Here is a 14,943-nt window from a genome sequence, read left to right as displayed (position 1 = left end):
CGGACCGACTTTCACCCCATCCCGCAAGGAGCACCGCCATGGAGCGCAAGCCCACCATCACTCTGTCGACCTTGGACCTGGAGCGCATCGAAGCCCTGCTGGAGAAAATGCCGGGCGAGTTTCCGGGCCGCGCCGTGCTGGAAGCCGAACTCGACCGTGCCGATGTGCTGGAGCCGGCCCAGATGCCCGCCACCGTGGTGACCATGAATTCCACCGTGCGCTTCACCCTGCTGGAAAGCGGCAAGAGCAACACCCTGACCCTGGTCTACCCCAAGGACATGGATGGCAGCGCGGACAAGGTGTCGGTGTTCGCCCCGGTGGGCATTGCCCTGCTGGGCCTGAGCGTGGGCGACGAATTCCAGATGCCCAGCCCCACGGGCCAGAAGGTGACGGTGCGGGTGGACGGCATCGACTTCCAGCCCGAGAACGCGGGCGAACTGCACCGCTGAGCCCGCCCGCGCCGGGCCGGTGACCCCGATGCAAGCCACCGTTCGGCGCGGCCGCCCCCCGGCCCAGCCTGCATTGCGGACAATTTCAGGAAGTGCTGAAATTCTTAAATTCACAGGCACAATTCCTTTATGAGTCAGCTTCAACCCCTTCCTTCCCTGAACCGGCAGTTCGTCTCCCACTTTGGCGAGATGGGCAGCCGCTGGGGCATCAACCGCACGGTGGGTCAGATCTACGCGCTGCTGTTTCTGTCGCCGCGCGCGCTGAATGCGGAAGAGATTGCGGAGACGCTGGAGTTTTCGCGCTCCAACGTCAGCATGGGCTTGAAGGAGCTGCAGTCGTGGCGCCTGGTGAACCTGCGCCACCAGCCCGGTGACCGCCGCGAATACTTTGAGGCGCCGCAGGATGTGTGGGACATCTTCCGCCGCCTGGCCGAGGAGCGCCGCCGCCGCGAGATCGAACCCACGCAGTCCATGCTGCGTTCGGCGCTGCTGGAAGAGGCCCAGTCCGACGACGAACGCCATGCGCAAAAGCGCATGCAGGAGATGTACGAGCTGATCGAAAAGCTGATGACCTGGTTTGACGATGTGCAGCGCCTGCAACCCGAAACCGCCATGCAGCTGATGGGCATGGGCGCCGCCGTGACGCGGGTGCTGGAGATCAAGGACAAGCTCACCGGCCGTGCCAAGCCCAAGGACCCCAAGGGCGGCAAGGACCCGCAGGATTGAGTACCTGCAGGGGCACGGCGCTGCCCTGGTGCTTGCGCTGTCAGCCCCTGCGCCGACCACAAAAAAATGGCCTGCAACTGCAGGCCCTTTTTGCTCAGCGCCGGGTGATCTGCGCCCGCAGTGCCCGCAGCTGGGCCTTGATGCGCTGGGTGTGCTCCACGCCCATGCGCAGCAGAATCTTCTGCCCTGCCGACAGGGACTGCAGATCCGCATCGGCAAACTCGTAGCGCAGCCACGGCTGCTGGGGCGCCAGCTGGCCTTGCACCTGTACCAGTTTCAGCGCCAGCGGCCCGGGAGGTTCGGGGGTCTGCAGCAGGTGGTCGATCACCGCCACCAGCCGGTCATTGAAGCGCTGGCCGGGATAGCCCAGCTCTTCATAGGCCTGCTGCAGCACCGGGTAGACACGGCGGTACAGGACACCGGCCTGCTCCACATCCAGGCCCACGACAAAGCGCACCACGGCTTCGTAGCGCGCGGCGTTGGCTGGCGCGATCTCCATGCGTCCGTCGTCGGTCTGCGTGACGGCCATGCGCCCGCCCACCGGGTGCAACGGCCACAAGCGCGAGGCCGCCTGGCTGCGCGCCAGGTTGTCCACCGTGGCCGCAATGCGGCGTGCCAGAGCGTCGGTGGCGACAAAGCGCAGCGTGCGTTCACGCCCCAGCCATTCCGTGACAGCCTGGGCCAGGCCGTCGCCATCGCCACTGGCCAGCGGCGGGCGGCCCTGGGCGTCGGCCGCTGGTTCCAGCGGATGGGCGGTGTCAGCGGCCGGCTCCGCCGCAGGCGCTGCCGGTGCGGGTTCCGTGATGGTGGGCGCCGGGGCCGCAGGGGCGGGCGCTGCGACAGGCGGTGTCTCCAGGGCTGCCGGCGCCCTGCCCCAGTAGTGCCAACCGGCATAGCCCGCTCCCAGCAACACCACGGCCACCAGCGCCCATCGGCCGGTGGTGCCCAGGCCCTCTTTGCGGTGGTGTTGGCGGGAAATCGGTTCGCTGCGCGCTTCCATCACGGCTCCTCCTTGCTGTGCGATAGAGATGGGAATCTTGACCGGACTACCCTAGCAGCAATCGGTGGCTGTGCACCGCATGCACACGCTTTGTTGCATGACCAGATGTCAACGGCGGTACAAAACGGGCCTGCATCCTCTGCTATGCGCCGCCCCCAAAAACACAAGGCCTGGTGCCATCACAGCACCAGGCCTTGCCTGGGCACCCGAACGGGCGACCGAATCCGGAGCGGCTGACTGCACCTTCGGTCACCGCGGCTCTGCAAAGTCTCTGCGACTCCGCCGCCATGCAGCGACGAAAGGCACTGTGCCTGCGGCCTTTACTCGGGCAGCTTGCTGGTGCGCTCCAGGATGCGGCGGCGGGTGGCCTCGTCATCCATCAGCTCGTACCACATGGCATTGAGCACAGCAAAAGCGGCGGCCAGTGGCAGGCCCAGAATCCACGCGAAATACCACATATCGAATTCCTTTCTACCGGTTAGTAAGAGTGGCCTTTGCCGGTGGCAATCGCAGCGATATCAACCTTGCCGCGCAGCACCGCGTACACCCAGCTGGTGTAGGCCAGGATCAAGGGCAGGAAGATCAGCACGCACACCAGCATGATGAACAGCACCACATGGCTGGAGGAGGAATCCCACACCGTCAGGCTGAAGCGCGGATCGACGGTGGACGGCAGGATCATGGGGAACATGGCAGCGCCCACGGTCAGGATGATGCCGGCAATCGCCAGGCCGCTGCCCAGCAGGCTCAGCCATTCGCGGCGGCTGCGCAGGCCCAGGGCCACGATCAGCGGCATGACCAGACCGATACCGGGCACGACCCACAGCGCGGGGTAGGACTGGAAGTTGTGCATCCAGGCGCCAGCGACTGCGGCAGCGGTCTTGTTCATCGGATTGGAGGGGCCGATGTGGCTGATCTCGCTGGTGATGACATAGCCGTTGATGCTGCCCAGCCACACGCCGGCGGCGGCAAACAGCAAGGTGGTCAGCAGCGCAAACAGCACGCCGTACCTGGCTGCGCGCCGGGCGACTTCGCCCTCGGTCTTGAACACCAGCCAGGACGCACCGTGCATCAGCAGCATGGACAGCGACACCAGGCCGCACAGCAGCGCGAACGGTGTCAGCAGGCCGAAGAAGCTGCCGTCGTAGTAGATGCGCATATCGTCACCCAGGCGGAAAGGCACGCCCAGGATCACATTGCCCACGGCCACGCCGAACAGCAGCGCTGGCACCAGGCCGGTGATGCACAGTACCCAGTCCCAGCCGTTGCGCCAGGCAGCGCTCTCGCGCTTGCTGCGGAACTTGAAGGCCACGGGGCGCAGGATCAGCGGCACCAGCACGGCGAACATGGCCAGGTAAAAGCCGGAGAAGGAGACCGCGTACAGCTGCGGCCAGGCGGCAAAGATGGCACCGCCGCCCAGAATCAGCCACACTTGGTTGCCTTCCCACACGGGGCCGACCGCGTTGATGGCGGTGCGGCGTTCCACATCGGTTTTGGCCGTGGCGCGCAGCAGCCCCATGCTGCCCAGATCGAACCCGTCGGTCACGGCAAAGCCCACCAGCAGCACGCCCAGCAGCAGCCACCAGATGACGCGCAGCACGTCATACGAAATCAGTTCATGCAAGATCATTTTTGTGTACTCCTTGCTTGCATTCAGCGGGCGCGGGCCAGCTTTTGGATCATGGGTTCGTAGAAGCTCAGGTGCGGCTCGCTCTCATGCTCCGGCCCCTTCTGGATGGCGCGCACCATGAGTTTGAGTTCGATCACCAGCAGCACGGTGTAGATCAGCACAAAGCCTGCAATCGTCAGCAGCAGCGTGCCGGCGCCCAGGTGGGAGACGGCCATGGCCGTGGGCAGCACGCCTTCGATGATCCAGGGCTGGCGACCCAGCTCGGCCACGACCCAGCCGCATTCGGCCGCAATCCACGGCAGCGGGATGGACAGCACGGCCACCTTGAGCAGCCAGGGGTAGGCATCCAGCCTGTGGCGCACGGACAGCCAGAAGAAAGTGCCGGTCAGCACGATGAAGAACATGCCCAGGGCCACCATGACGCGGAAGCTCCAGAACAACGGGCCCACCGGGGGAATGGTGTCGGTCGCCGCCTTCTGGATCTGTTCGGCGGTGGCTTGGCGCGGGTCGTCTACATAGCGCTTGAGCAGCAGCGCGTAGCCCAGGTAGACACCTTTTTCCTCAAAGCGCGTGCGCGCCTCGGCAGGGACTTCGGCGTCCGACCTGGCGCTGCGGATAGTCTGCAGCGCGTCATAGGCGTCGATGCCGCTGCGGATATAGCCTTCGGCGTTGCTCACCAGCTGGTTGATGCCGGGGATCTCGGTGTTGAGCGAGCGCGTGCCGATCAGGCCCATCACCCAGGGGATGTGCACGGCGAAATGGGTTTCGCGCGCTTCGCGGTCCGGGAAGCCGATGGCGGTGAAGGCCGCCGGTGCGGGCTCGGTCTCCCACATGGCTTCGATCGAGGCCAGCTTCATCTTCTGGTGTTCGGACGACAGGTAACCGGACTCGTCGCCCAGCACCACCACCGACAGCGAGGCGGCCAGACCGAACGAGGCGGCCACCGTCATCGAGCGCTTGGCCAGGTGCAGGTGGCGGCCCTTGAGCACGTACCAGGCCGACACGCCCAGCACGAATAGCGAGGCCATCACATAGCCGGCCGAGACCGTGTGCACGAACTTGGCCTGTGCCACCGGGTTGGTCAGCACCGCAAAGAAGTCGGTCACTTCCATGCGCATGGTCTGCGGGTTGAAGGCGGCGCCCACGGGGTTCTGCATCCAGCCGTTGGCCACCAGGATCCACAGCGCCGAGAAGTTGGTGCCGATGGCCATCAGGCAGGTCACGATCAGGTGCTTGACTTTGCTCAGCCGGTCCCAGCCGAAGAAGAACAGGCCCACGAAGGTGGCTTCCAGGAAGAAGGCCATCAGCCCTTCAATGGCCAGCGGAGCACCGAAGATGTCGCCCACGTAGTGGCTGTAGTAGCTCCAGTTCATGCCGAACTGGAACTCCATCACCACGCCCGTGGCCACGCCCATGGCGAAGTTGATGCCGAACAGCACGCCCCAGAACTTGGTCATGTCGCGCCAGATGGTGCGGCCGGTCATCACAAACACCGTCTCCATGATGGCGATGAGAATCGACAGGCCCAGGGTCAGCGGCACGAACAGAAAGTGGTAGAGCGCCGTTATCGCGAACTGCAGCCGCGATAAGTCGACGATGTCGAGGTCCATGGGGAATTCCTTTCTCTCTTAAAAACCCTTGGCCATTGCATGCGCTGCCGGGGTGGCGGCGTCATCGCGCAGCCGTGCCAGCAGCTTGTCAAAATCCGCTGTGCCGCGCCGGGCGTCGCCCAGCAAGCGACCACCTTCCACCCAGAGCAGACGATCGGCGCTTTCCGCCTCTCTGCGCAAGTGGGTAGCCACAATCACGGTGTGCCCTTTCATCTGCCGCTGCAGGCAGGCCAGCACATCCCGCGCGGTGGCGGCATCCAGTCCTTCGGAGGGCTCGTCCAGCAGCCAGCACGGCGCCGGGTGCAGCAGCAGCCGCGCCAGCGCCAGGCGGCGCGCCTGCCCGCCGGACAGGCCCAGACCGCCCTCGCCCAGCCGGCTCTCCAGCCCCTGGGGCATGGCGCGCACATCGCTGGCCAGGCCCGCGTCTTCCAGCGCCTGCCACAGCCGTTCGTCGCTGGCACCGGGGCAGGCCAGCAGCAGGTTGTCCCGCAGGCTGTCCTGGAACAACTCGGTGCGCTGGGTCAGCCAGGTGCCGGGCTGCGCGGCCACATGGCCTTGCGTGGCGGGCAGCTCGCCCGCGATCACGGACAGCAGCGTGCTTTTGCCAGCGCCGCTGGCCCCCACCACCGCCACCTGGGTGCCGGCCGGGATCTGCAGGCTCACCGCTTCCAAGGCCCAGCGCGGACTGCCCTGGTGCCTGGCGCTGACCTGCTCCAGCATGGCCGCCACACCGGGCGGCGGCAGATGGACGGCAGTATCGGCCACCGGTGCCTGCACCACCTGGGGTGCCAGCCGTTGGATGGACAGCCAGGTGCGTCCTGCCTCGACGGCACCCCGGCGCAGCGCCGCAAACGGCTCCATCGCGGCCAGGGCCACCAGCAAGGCCAGTGCGGCCCCCGGGGCGCCGATCACGCCCTGCTCGGCCAGCCAGCCCACGGCCAGCAGCACGCCCACCAAAGTCAATGTGCTGACCACTCCATAGGCGGCGGTGGCATGCGCCTCCAGCCGATTGAGCTGGCGGTCCGCCTGGGCCACGCAGGCCTCGGTCGCCGCCAGGCGCGCGCACTGTGCCGGCAGGCGCCCCGCCATCAGCAGATCGGTCTGCCCGGCCACCAGGTCCACAGCCTGGGAGCGCAGCCGTTCCAGCGCCGCCGCGCGGCGCAATGCGGGCCGGCGGGCGCGCCGCGCCAGCACCACGGCAATGGCGGTGCCGACCAGCAGCAGCCACAGCCCCAGCAGCAGGCCCAGCTGCCAGTGCATGGCGCCCAGCACCACGGCCGCCAGCAGCGCCGCACCACAGGCGGACACCAGGGGCACGGCCAGGCGCAGGTACAGGCTGTCCAGCGCATCCACATCGCCGGTCAGGCGCTGCAGCCAGCGTGCCGGGCGCAGGCGCAGCTGCGAGGCAGCACCAGCGGGTGCCCAGCTGCGGAACAGGCGTTCGCGCAGCGCGGCAAGCACGGCCAGCGTGGCATCGTGGGTGACCAGACGCTCGCCATAGCGGGCGGCGGTGCGCCCCAGGGCCAGCAGCCGGATGCCGGCGCTGGGCATGAATACATCAAACACCAGGGCCGTGGCCGGCACCAGCCCGGCCAGCCCCGTGGCGGCAATGAACCAGCCGGACAGGCCCAGCAGGGCCATGCCCATCAGCACCGTCAGGCAGGCCAGTGCCATGCCGCCCAGCCACAGGCGGCGCGGTGCCATGGCAGCCAGCGCTGCCAGCATGGCGCCCAGCGATGGACGTGTGCGCTTCATGCCGCGCCCTCCTGCACCTGAGCGGATGCTGGCGCTGGGCCTTGTTCCGGGGTTTGGGCTTGGGTTGGGATGGGGGTTTGCGTTTGCAGCTGCACCACCCGGTCCATGCGGGCAGCCAGCAGCGGATCGTGGGTGGCCACCACCAGGGTGCGGCCCTGGGCCAGCTGCAGCAGCGCCTGCGTGACCTGCGCGGCCGTGGCGGGGTCGAGGTGGGCCGTGGGTTCGTCCACCAGCAGCACGCCAGCATGGGGGGCGGCCACGGCCAGGCGCGCCAGAGCCAGGCGCACGGCTTCGCCGCCTGACAGGCCTTGCCCGCCTTCGCCCAGGCTGCTGCTGGGCCGTGCCTGCAGCACCGTGCCCAGGCCGGCCTGCTGCAAGGCCGGGGCAATGTCTGCCCCTGCCACATCGGGGCGGTCCAGGCTGATATTGCGCGCCACCGAACCGGCGAACACATGCGGGTGCTGGCCCATCCAGGCCATGCGGCGGCGCAGCGCCGGTGCCGAGGCATCGGCCATGGGCACGCCATCGACCAGCACCTGCCCCTGGTCTGTGGGCAACAGGCCGGCGATCTGGGCCAGCAGCAGCGATTTGCCGCTGCCGCTGGCACCCCACAGGGCCACATGTTCACCCGGCTGGATGTCCACATCCACCGGCACCAGCGGCGTGGCGGCCACCGAACCGGGCAGTTGCAGCGCCTGCAGGGTCACGCGGGCGGGGGCAGCTTCCGCAGTGGAAGCGACCTCCGCCAGCGCACCCGGCAGAGGCTGGGCACCACAGGCCATGTGCTGCAAGGTCTGCAGCGCGGCGGTGCCGGCGGCGCGGTCGTGCCAGACGGCGGAGAGTTCACGCAGCGGATCAAAGAAGGCCGGGGCCAACAGCAGCACAAACAGGGCTTCGCCCAGGCTCAGCCGGCCCTGCCAGGTGCCGAACTCCAGATAGCCCAGCAGGTGAAAGCCCACATACACGGCCACCATGGCCACGCCCAGCGCGGCAAACAGCTCCAGCACGGCAGAGGACAGAAAGGCGATGCGCAGCACGCGCATGGTGCGCTGGCGCAGCGATTCGGCATGGGCCCGCAGGCGCTGTGCGGTGGCATCCACCGCACCCAGGGCGCGCAAGGTGGTCAGGCCCCGCAGGCGATCCAGCAAAAAGGCATTCATCTGGCCCAGCTGCACCATGTGCGCCTCGCTGGCGGCCTGGGCACGCCAGCCCACGATGGCCATGAACAAGGGGATCAGCGGCGCGGCCACCAGCAGGATCAGGGCCGCCACCCAGGACTGCCAGGCCACGGCCAGCAGCAGCACCAGCGGCACCACGGTCGTGCGCCACATGGCCGTCTGGTAGCGCGACAGCCAGGGCACGATGGCTTCGGCCTGTTCGGCCACCGCACTGGCGGCCTGCCCAGACGGCGCGCGCTGCGTGTCCAGCGGCGAGCTGCTGGCCAGCTGCTGCACCACCTGGGCGCGCAGTGCCTGCAGCTGGGTGCGGGCAGCATCAAAGCTCAGCCGCATGCCACGGCCCTCGCAGACCGCCTTGGCCACCCCCAGCACCAGCAGGCCCAGTGCCAGACGCCCGACTTCGGCGGCCCGCCCTTCGGCAATCCACTGCACGGCGACCGCCAGCAATGCCGCCTGAGGCAGCCACAGCAGCGACGCCAGCACCGACCACGCAGTGCCGTGGTCGGCACGCAGGCGTGAAGCCTGGGGTGTGCCTGCCGGTGCGCCTGCCGTTTGATCGAAGTCAGTCGATTTCATGTGTTTCTGAATTTTCAGTATTTACTGAAATTTATGCAGATGCTAGGGTTTCTGCAAAACAACTTCCACGCTGGCTCAGGTAGTCGAGTGAAACACTGCGGCGTTGATTTTCATCAATTCACCCGGACGGCAACAGGGCTAAAGCCGGTTTCATGTGGCTGTCACCCTGCGCTGCGCAGGCAAAGAAAAAGCGCCCCGAGGGGCGCTTGTGTGCAGGTGCCGCAGGCACCGGCGGAGGGCGGGAGATGGCACACCGCCACCCCACCGGGGTCCAGGGTCACGATGGCGGTCTGCACCGCATCGGTGGCGGAGCCACCAGCAGGGGTGCAGGTCCGCCGAATGCCGATCAGTACTGCAGCGGCGTGACGTCGATGGTTTCACGCGGGAAGTTGTTCTGCCACACCAGCGGCTTTTTCTTCTTCTCGGTGGCCAGCGGGAACTCGGCTTCCCAGACCTGGGTCAGCGGAGCGGCTTCGAAGCCCTTGGCCAGGGTCTGCACGTTTTCACGGTACTGGGCCAGGTCCCACTTGGCACCGCCTGCGCGCTGCAGGAAGGCCACGACCTTTTCCGGCGGATTGGGCGCCAGGCACTTGAACGGCACGTTGACGGCCAACATCTCGGCATGCACGCCTTCGGTGACCTTCTGGGGCTGGCCCATGGTGCAGGTGATGCGCTTTTGCGAATCGCGCACGTTGGCGAACAGCTGCACGGCAGCCGGCTCCAGCGCCTTCTTGTCGGCGTCGCTCAGCTTCACGTTTTCCAGGAAGGTGGCCGCCATTTCCTTGGCGTAGTCGCGGTCGACTTCCAGCATTTCCTTCACATTGATGAAATCGCCTTGACCAGGAAAGGTCCGCGCCGGGCGCAGGTAGGCGTTGAGGGCTTCCATGGACTTGGCATCGATGTGCACGATGGACTTCAGGAACATGTCGGTCACGGCCTGGGGCGTGGGTTCAGCGGCCTGTACGGAAGTGGCCAACGCCAGCGATGCCAGCGCCACGGCGCCGAGGGATTTCAATTGCATAGAGAAAAAACAAGAAACCGCGCTCCACGGAGCGCGCAAAAAAAGACAAACCCCTGCGGTACACCTCCCTCTTGGCAGAGGGCAATGGCACACAGGGGCTTGGCGGCTGCGCACGGCAGACCTGGGCCTACCGGGGCAGATCAATTGTAACAATCACCGGCAATGCGTCCAGTCTCGCACCGGACTGGTGCACTGGAACACGGGCTCAGGCAGCGGCCAGTTGCAGGCGCTGGCGGGCGGCGGCGTATTCGCGCTTGAGGCGGGCCACCAGTTCGGCCGTGGGCACCACCTGCTCGATGGCGCCGATGCCCTGGCCGCAGCCCCAGATGTCTTTCCAGGCCTTGGTACGGCCCGAGCCGAAGTTCATGGCGCTGGGGTCGGACACCGGCAGGTTGTCGGGGTCCAGGCCGGCCGCGCGGATGGACGGGGCCAGGTAGTTGCCGTGCACGCCGGTGAACAGGTTGCTGTAGACCACGTCGTCCGAATTGCCGGCCACGATGGCCTGCTTGTACTCGTCGGCGGCGCGGGCTTCCTCGGTCGCGATGAAGGCCGAGCCCATGTAGGCAAAGTCTGCACCCATGGCCTGGGCGGCCAGCACGGCGTCGCCCGTGGCGATGGAGCCGGACAGCGCCACCGGGCCGTCGAACCACTGGCGGATTTCCTGGATCAGGGCAAACGGGCTTTTCACCCCGGCGTGGCCGCCGGCACCGGCTGCCACGGCGATCAGGCCGTCAGCGCCCTTTTCGATGGCCTTGCGGGCGAACTTGTTGTTGATGATGTCGTGCAGCACCACACCACCCCAGCCGTGCACGGCCTGGTTCACGTCCTCACGCGCGCCCAGGCTGGTGATGATGATGGGCACCTTGTACTTGGCGCAGACCTGCATGTCGTGTTCCAGGCGGTCATTGCTCTTGTGCACGATCTGGTTGATGGCGAACGGGGCCGAAGGCTGTTCGGGATGGGCCTTGTCCCAGGCGGCCAGGGTTTCGGTGATTTCCGCCAGCCAGTCTTCCAGCTGTTCCGCAGGGCGCGCGTTGAGGGCCGGCATGGAGCCGACGATGCCGGCCTTGCACTGCTCAATCACCAGCTTGGGGTTGCTGATGATGAACAGCGGCGATCCGATGACGGGCAGCGCCAGTTTTTGCAGCGCCGCAGGAATCTTGGACATGACGATGTCTCCTCTAAAAGTTCTAATATGACAAAAAAAGGCTGGAGTGCCTGCCACACAAGCGACTCCAGCTCACTTTTTTGATAGCCTGACTTAGAAAGCTTCGTGCGGCAGCGCCATCACGGCATCGGCGCCGTGCAGCACGGACTCGGCCTGGCCGGGCACCTTGGTCAGGATGTGGTCGCCATAGAAGCGCGCCGTGGCCACCTTGGCCTGCATGAACTGCACATCCTCGCCCTGGGCGGCCTTGTCCTGGGCCACCAGCAGCGCACGGCCCATCTGCCAGCCGGCCACCAGGTTGCCGGTCAGCATCAGGTAGGGGACGCTGCCGGCGAACACGGCGTTGGGGCTGGCCTTGGTCTGACCGGCCACGAAATCCACCACCTGCACATAGGCTTCGCGTGCGGTCTGCAGGCGCTGGGCCAGGGCCAGGGCGTCGGCCGTGCCGCTGGCGCGCAGCGCGGCTTCGGTCTTGGCGATCTGGTCGGCAATGGCCTTGGCCGAGGTGCCGCCATCGCGTGCGGTCTTGCGGCCCACCAGGTCATTGGCCTGGATGGCGGTCGTGCCTTCGTAGATGGTCAGGATCTTGGCGTCGCGGTAGTACTGCGCGGCGCCGGTTTCTTCGATGAAGCCCATGCCGCCATGCACCTGCACGCCCAGGCTGGTCACTTCCAGGCTCATCTCCGTGCTGTAGCCCTTGACCAGCGGCACCATGAATTCATAGAAGGTGGCGTTGGCCTGGCGCACTTCGGCGTCCGGGTGGTGGTGGGCGGCATCGTAGGCCGCCGCCGCTGCCGAGGCCATGGCGCGGCAGCCTTCGGTGTAGGCGCGCATGGTCATCAGCATGCGACGCACATCGGGATGGTGGATGATGGTGGCGCTGGCCTTGACCGAGCCATCCACGGGACGGCTTTGCACGCGGTCCTTGGCGTAGGCCACGGCGTGCTGGTAGGAGCGCTCGGCCACGGCAATGCCCTGCATGCCGACGGCGTAGCGCGCCGCGTTCATCATGATGAACATGTATTCCAGACCGCGGTTTTCCTCGCCCACCAAGTAGCCGATGGCGCCACCGTGGTCGCCGAACTGCAGCACGGCCGTGGGCGAAGCCTTGATGCCCATCTTGTGCTCGATGGACACGCAGTGCGCGTCATTGCGCGCGCCCAGCGAACCGTCGGCATTGACCAGGAACTTGGGCACCACGAACAGGCTGATGCCCTTCACGCCTTCGGGCGCACCGGCCACGCGGGCCAGCACCAGATGGACGATGTTCTCGGCCATGTCGTGCTCACCGTAGGTGATGAAGATCTTGGTGCCGAATACCTTGTACGTGCCATCGGGCTGGGGCTCGGCCTTGGTGCGCACCAGGGCCAGGTCGGAGCCGGCCTGGGGCTCGGTCAGGTTCATGGTGCCGGTCCACTGGCCGGAGATCAGCTTTTCCAGGTAGGTGGTCTTGAGCGCATCGCTGCCGGCCGTGAGCAGCGCTTCGATGGCGCCATCGGTCAGCAGCGGGCACAGCGCAAAGCTCAGGTTGGCGCTGTTGAGCATTTCGATGCAGGCCGCACCAATGGTCTTTGGCAGGCCCTGGCCGCCGAAGTCCGTGGGGTGCTGCAGGCCCTGCCAGCCGCCTTCGGCGTACTGCTTGAAGGCATCGGCAAAACCGGGGGTGGTGGTGACCTTGCCGTCCTTCCACGCAGAGGGGTTCACATCGCCCGGCACGTTCAGCGGCGCCACCACGCCTTCGCACAGCTTGGCGCACTCTTCCAGCACGGCCTGCGCGGTCTCCAGACCGGCATCTTCAAAGCCGGGGATCTGCGCCACGTGCGCGATGCCAGCCAGATGTTCCATGGCAAACAGCATGTCTTTGACGGGGGCTGTGTAACTCATCTTGTCACCTTCTCTTTGGGTTTGATTGAGGGATGGGTTCGGCGCGTGCGCGCTGGCTGCGCTGTGCAACCGCTGTGGCGCCAGGGTCCATGGGCATGGCACCACGCGGCGGTGGCATGCCCATGCATCCTGTGCTGATGGCAGACGGAAAAAGAGGGGCACGCAGCCCCTCTTTCCTGTGGTGGTGGCTCAGAGCGCCTTCACCAGTTCCGGCACGGCCTGGAACAGGTCGGCTTCCAGACCGTAGTCGGCCACCGAGAAGATCGGTGCTTCCGGGTCCTTGTTGATCGCCACGATCACCTTGGAGTCCTTCATGCCCGCCAAGTGCTGGATCGCGCCCGAGATGCCAGCGGCGATGTACAGCTGCGGCGCCACGATCTTGCCGGTCTGGCCCACCTGCAGGTCGTTGGGGGCGTAGCCCGCGTCCACTGCCGCGCGCGAAGCGCCGATGGCCGCGCCCAGCTTGTCCGCCAGCGGGGTCATCACTTCGTTGAACTTCTCGGCCGAGCCCAGGGCGCGACCGCCGGAGACGATGATCTTGGCGGCCGTCAGTTCGGGGCGGTCGTTCTTGGTCACTTCACGGCCCACGAAGCTGCTCTTGCCCGAGTCCGCCACGGCAGCCACGGTTTCCACGGCCGCAGCGCCGCCGGTGGCAGCCGCTGCATCAAAGCCGGTGCCGCGCACGGTGATCACCTTGATAGCATCGGCCGACTGCACGGTGGCCACGGCGTTGCCGGCGTAGATGGGACGCTCGAAGGTGTCGGCGCTGTCCACCTTGGTGATGTCGCTGATCTGGCCCACGTCCAGCTTGGCGGCCACGCGGGGAGCCACGTTCTTGCCCGAGGCAGTGGCCGGGAACAGGATGTGGCTGTAGTTGCCGGCAATCGCCAGCACCTGGGCGGCCAGGTTTTCGGCCAGGCCGTCCTTGAGGCTGGCGCCGTCGGCGTGGATCACCTTGGACACGCCAGCGATCTGGGCTGCGGCAGCAGCCGCAGCACCGGCGTTGTCACCGGCCACCAGCACGTGCACATCACCGCCGCAGGCCTTGGCGGCCGTCACGGTGTTCAGCGTTGCGCCCTTGATCGAAGCGTTGTCGTGTTCTGCAATAACGAGTGCGGTCATTTCTATGATCTCCTTGTGCTGCCTGTCTTAGATGACCTTGGCTTCGTTCTTGAGCTTGTCCACCAGGGCGGCCACATCGGGCACCTTCACGCCGGCACCGCGCTTGGCAGGCTCGGCCACCTTCAGCGTCTTGATGCGGGGCGCCACGTCCACGCCCAGCTCTTCGGGCTTGACAACATCCAGCTGCTTTTTCTTGGCCTTCATGATGTTGGGCAGCGTCACGTAGCGCGGCTCGTTCAGGCGCAGGTCGGTGGTGATGATGGCCGGGGTGGACAGGGCCACGGTTTCCAGGCCGCCGTCCACTTCACGCGTGACGTTGACCTTGTCGCCCGCGACTTCGACCTTGGAGGCGAAGGTCGCCTGGGGCAGGTCGGCCAGGGCCGCCAGCATCTGGCCGGTCTGGTTGTTGTCGCCGTCAATGGCCTGCTTGCCCAGGATCACCAGGCCGGGTTGTTCCTTGTCCACCAGGGCTTTGAGCAGCTTGGCGATCGCCAGCGGCTGCAGCTCGGCATCGGTCTCCACCAGGATGCCGCGATCGGCACCGATGGCCATGGCCGTGCGCAGCGTCTCCTGGCACTGGGCCACGCCGCACGAGACCGCGATCACTTCCGTGACCACGCCTTTTTCCTTCAGGCGCACGGCTTCTTCCACCGCAATCTCGTCAAACGGGTTCATGCTCATCTTGACGTTGGCGATGTCCACGCCCGTGCCGTCCGACTTCACGCGGACCTTCACGTTGTAGTCCACCACCCGCTTGACTGGGACCAATACCTTCATGCTGCGGCTCCTTGATTTCTTGGAAGATTGACGTTTACGTAAACCGA

The 14,943-nt window shown here is 66.4% G+C and carries 13 protein-coding genes; 2 read left to right on the top strand and 11 right to left on the bottom strand.

Annotated elements, in window-relative coordinates:
- Positions 1–38: 38 nt before the first annotated feature.
- Together rnk and KW830_RS16545 are read left to right on the top strand one after the other, a co-directional pair.
- Positions 39–449 carry a nucleoside diphosphate kinase regulator gene (rnk, locus tag KW830_RS16550; RefSeq protein WP_066534149.1) on the top strand — a complete coding sequence of 137 codons (411 nt, stop codon included), beginning with the start codon at positions 39–41 and terminating at the stop codon, positions 447–449.
- 129 nt (positions 450–578) lie between these two features.
- Positions 579–1,175, top strand: coding sequence for a GbsR/MarR family transcriptional regulator (locus KW830_RS16545; RefSeq protein WP_066534154.1), 597 nt, complete (start codon positions 579–581; stop codon positions 1,173–1,175).
- A gap of 94 nt (positions 1,176–1,269) precedes the next feature.
- Here KW830_RS16545 and KW830_RS16540 read toward each other — a convergent pair whose 3' ends face one another.
- The 11 genes from KW830_RS16540 to KW830_RS16490 all read right to left on the bottom strand — a co-directional run bounded on the left by KW830_RS16540 (position 1,270) and on the right by KW830_RS16490 (position 14,896).
- A complete protein-coding gene (locus KW830_RS16540; RefSeq protein WP_218333760.1) occupies positions 1,270–2,175 on the bottom strand; it encodes a DUF3014 domain-containing protein in 906 nt (301 codons plus the stop codon).
- 320 nt (positions 2,176–2,495) lie between these two features.
- Positions 2,496–2,633 carry a cytochrome bd-I oxidase subunit CydX gene (gene cydX / locus KW830_RS16535; RefSeq protein WP_066534155.1) on the bottom strand — a complete coding sequence of 46 codons (138 nt, stop codon included), beginning with the start codon at positions 2,631–2,633 and terminating at the stop codon, positions 2,496–2,498.
- Positions 2,634–2,653: 20 nt separating this feature from the next.
- Complete coding sequence (cydB, locus tag KW830_RS16530) at positions 2,654–3,805, bottom strand: cytochrome d ubiquinol oxidase subunit II (RefSeq protein ID WP_218333759.1); 1,152 nt, start codon at positions 3,803–3,805, stop codon at positions 2,654–2,656.
- A 23-nt stretch (positions 3,806–3,828) separates the two neighbouring features.
- Positions 3,829–5,415 (bottom strand): cytochrome ubiquinol oxidase subunit I, encoded by a 1,587-nt coding sequence (locus KW830_RS16525; protein WP_066534157.1) that lies wholly within the window; start codon positions 5,413–5,415, stop codon positions 3,829–3,831.
- Positions 5,416–5,433: 18 nt separating this feature from the next.
- Complete coding sequence (gene cydC / locus KW830_RS16520; protein ID WP_218333758.1) at positions 5,434–7,170, bottom strand: thiol reductant ABC exporter subunit CydC; 1,737 nt, start codon at positions 7,168–7,170, stop codon at positions 5,434–5,436.
- On the bottom strand, positions 7,167–8,924 hold the full coding sequence (gene cydD, locus KW830_RS16515) for a thiol reductant ABC exporter subunit CydD (RefSeq protein WP_218333757.1): 1,758 nt from the start codon (positions 8,922–8,924) through the stop codon (positions 7,167–7,169). Before cydD ends, cydC begins: the two co-directional genes overlap by 4 nt.
- Positions 8,925–9,270: 346 nt before the next feature.
- Positions 9,271–9,945: a hypothetical protein gene (locus KW830_RS16510; protein ID WP_098066227.1), complete on the bottom strand. Its 675-nt coding sequence runs from the start codon at positions 9,943–9,945 to the stop codon at positions 9,271–9,273.
- A gap of 205 nt (positions 9,946–10,150) precedes the next feature.
- Positions 10,151–11,113 (bottom strand): nitronate monooxygenase family protein, encoded by a 963-nt coding sequence (locus KW830_RS16505; RefSeq protein WP_066534163.1) that lies wholly within the window; start codon positions 11,111–11,113, stop codon positions 10,151–10,153.
- 93 nt (positions 11,114–11,206) lie between these two features.
- Entirely contained in the window at positions 11,207–12,997 is a 1,791-nt protein-coding gene (locus KW830_RS16500; RefSeq protein ID WP_066534164.1) for an acyl-CoA dehydrogenase, read from the bottom strand.
- A gap of 189 nt (positions 12,998–13,186) precedes the next feature.
- The gene (locus tag KW830_RS16495; protein WP_218333756.1) at positions 13,187–14,119 is read right to left on the bottom strand and encodes an electron transfer flavoprotein subunit alpha/FixB family protein; all 933 of its coding nucleotides are present in this window, start codon (positions 14,117–14,119) and stop codon (positions 13,187–13,189) included.
- 27 nt (positions 14,120–14,146) lie between these two features.
- Positions 14,147–14,896 (bottom strand): electron transfer flavoprotein subunit beta/FixA family protein, encoded by a 750-nt coding sequence (locus tag KW830_RS16490; protein WP_218333755.1) that lies wholly within the window; start codon positions 14,894–14,896, stop codon positions 14,147–14,149.
- Positions 14,897–14,943 lie beyond the last annotated feature (47 nt).

Source organism: Comamonas sp. CMM03 (assembly GCF_019218715.1).
In the GTDB taxonomy this organism is placed as follows: domain Bacteria; phylum Pseudomonadota; class Gammaproteobacteria; order Burkholderiales; family Burkholderiaceae_C; genus Comamonas; species Comamonas terrigena.
This window is presented reverse-complemented; position numbering and strand designations above follow the sequence as displayed.

What these genes read in the sequence shown, in the direction of transcription:
- rnk (WP_066534149.1), top strand. Translation starts at nt 39, where the DNA reads ATGGAGCGCAAGCCCACCATCACTCTGTCGACCTTGGACCTGGAGCGC.
- KW830_RS16545 (WP_066534154.1), top strand. Translation starts at nt 579, where the DNA reads ATGAGTCAGCTTCAACCCCTTCCTTCCCTGAACCGGCAGTTCGTCTCC.
- KW830_RS16540 (WP_218333760.1), bottom strand. Translation starts at nt 2,175, where the DNA reads ATGGAAGCGCGCAGCGAACCGATTTCCCGCCAACACCACCGCAAAGAG.
- cydX (WP_066534155.1), bottom strand. Translation starts at nt 2,633, where the DNA reads ATGTGGTATTTCGCGTGGATTCTGGGCCTGCCACTGGCCGCCGCTTTT.
- cydB (WP_218333759.1), bottom strand. Translation starts at nt 3,805, where the DNA reads ATGATCTTGCATGAACTGATTTCGTATGACGTGCTGCGCGTCATCTGG.
- KW830_RS16525 (WP_066534157.1), bottom strand. Translation starts at nt 5,415, where the DNA reads ATGGACCTCGACATCGTCGACTTATCGCGGCTGCAGTTCGCGATAACG.
- cydC (WP_218333758.1), bottom strand. Translation starts at nt 7,170, where the DNA reads ATGAAGCGCACACGTCCATCGCTGGGCGCCATGCTGGCAGCGCTGGCT.
- cydD (WP_218333757.1), bottom strand. Translation starts at nt 8,924, where the DNA reads ATGAAATCGACTGACTTCGATCAAACGGCAGGCGCACCGGCAGGCACA.
- KW830_RS16510 (WP_098066227.1), bottom strand. Translation starts at nt 9,945, where the DNA reads ATGCAATTGAAATCCCTCGGCGCCGTGGCGCTGGCATCGCTGGCGTTG.
- KW830_RS16505 (WP_066534163.1), bottom strand. Translation starts at nt 11,113, where the DNA reads ATGTCCAAGATTCCTGCGGCGCTGCAAAAACTGGCGCTGCCCGTCATC.
- KW830_RS16500 (WP_066534164.1), bottom strand. Translation starts at nt 12,997, where the DNA reads ATGAGTTACACAGCCCCCGTCAAAGACATGCTGTTTGCCATGGAACAT.
- KW830_RS16495 (WP_218333756.1), bottom strand. Translation starts at nt 14,119, where the DNA reads ATGACCGCACTCGTTATTGCAGAACACGACAACGCTTCGATCAAGGGC.
- KW830_RS16490 (WP_218333755.1), bottom strand. Translation starts at nt 14,896, where the DNA reads ATGAAGGTATTGGTCCCAGTCAAGCGGGTGGTGGACTACAACGTGAAG.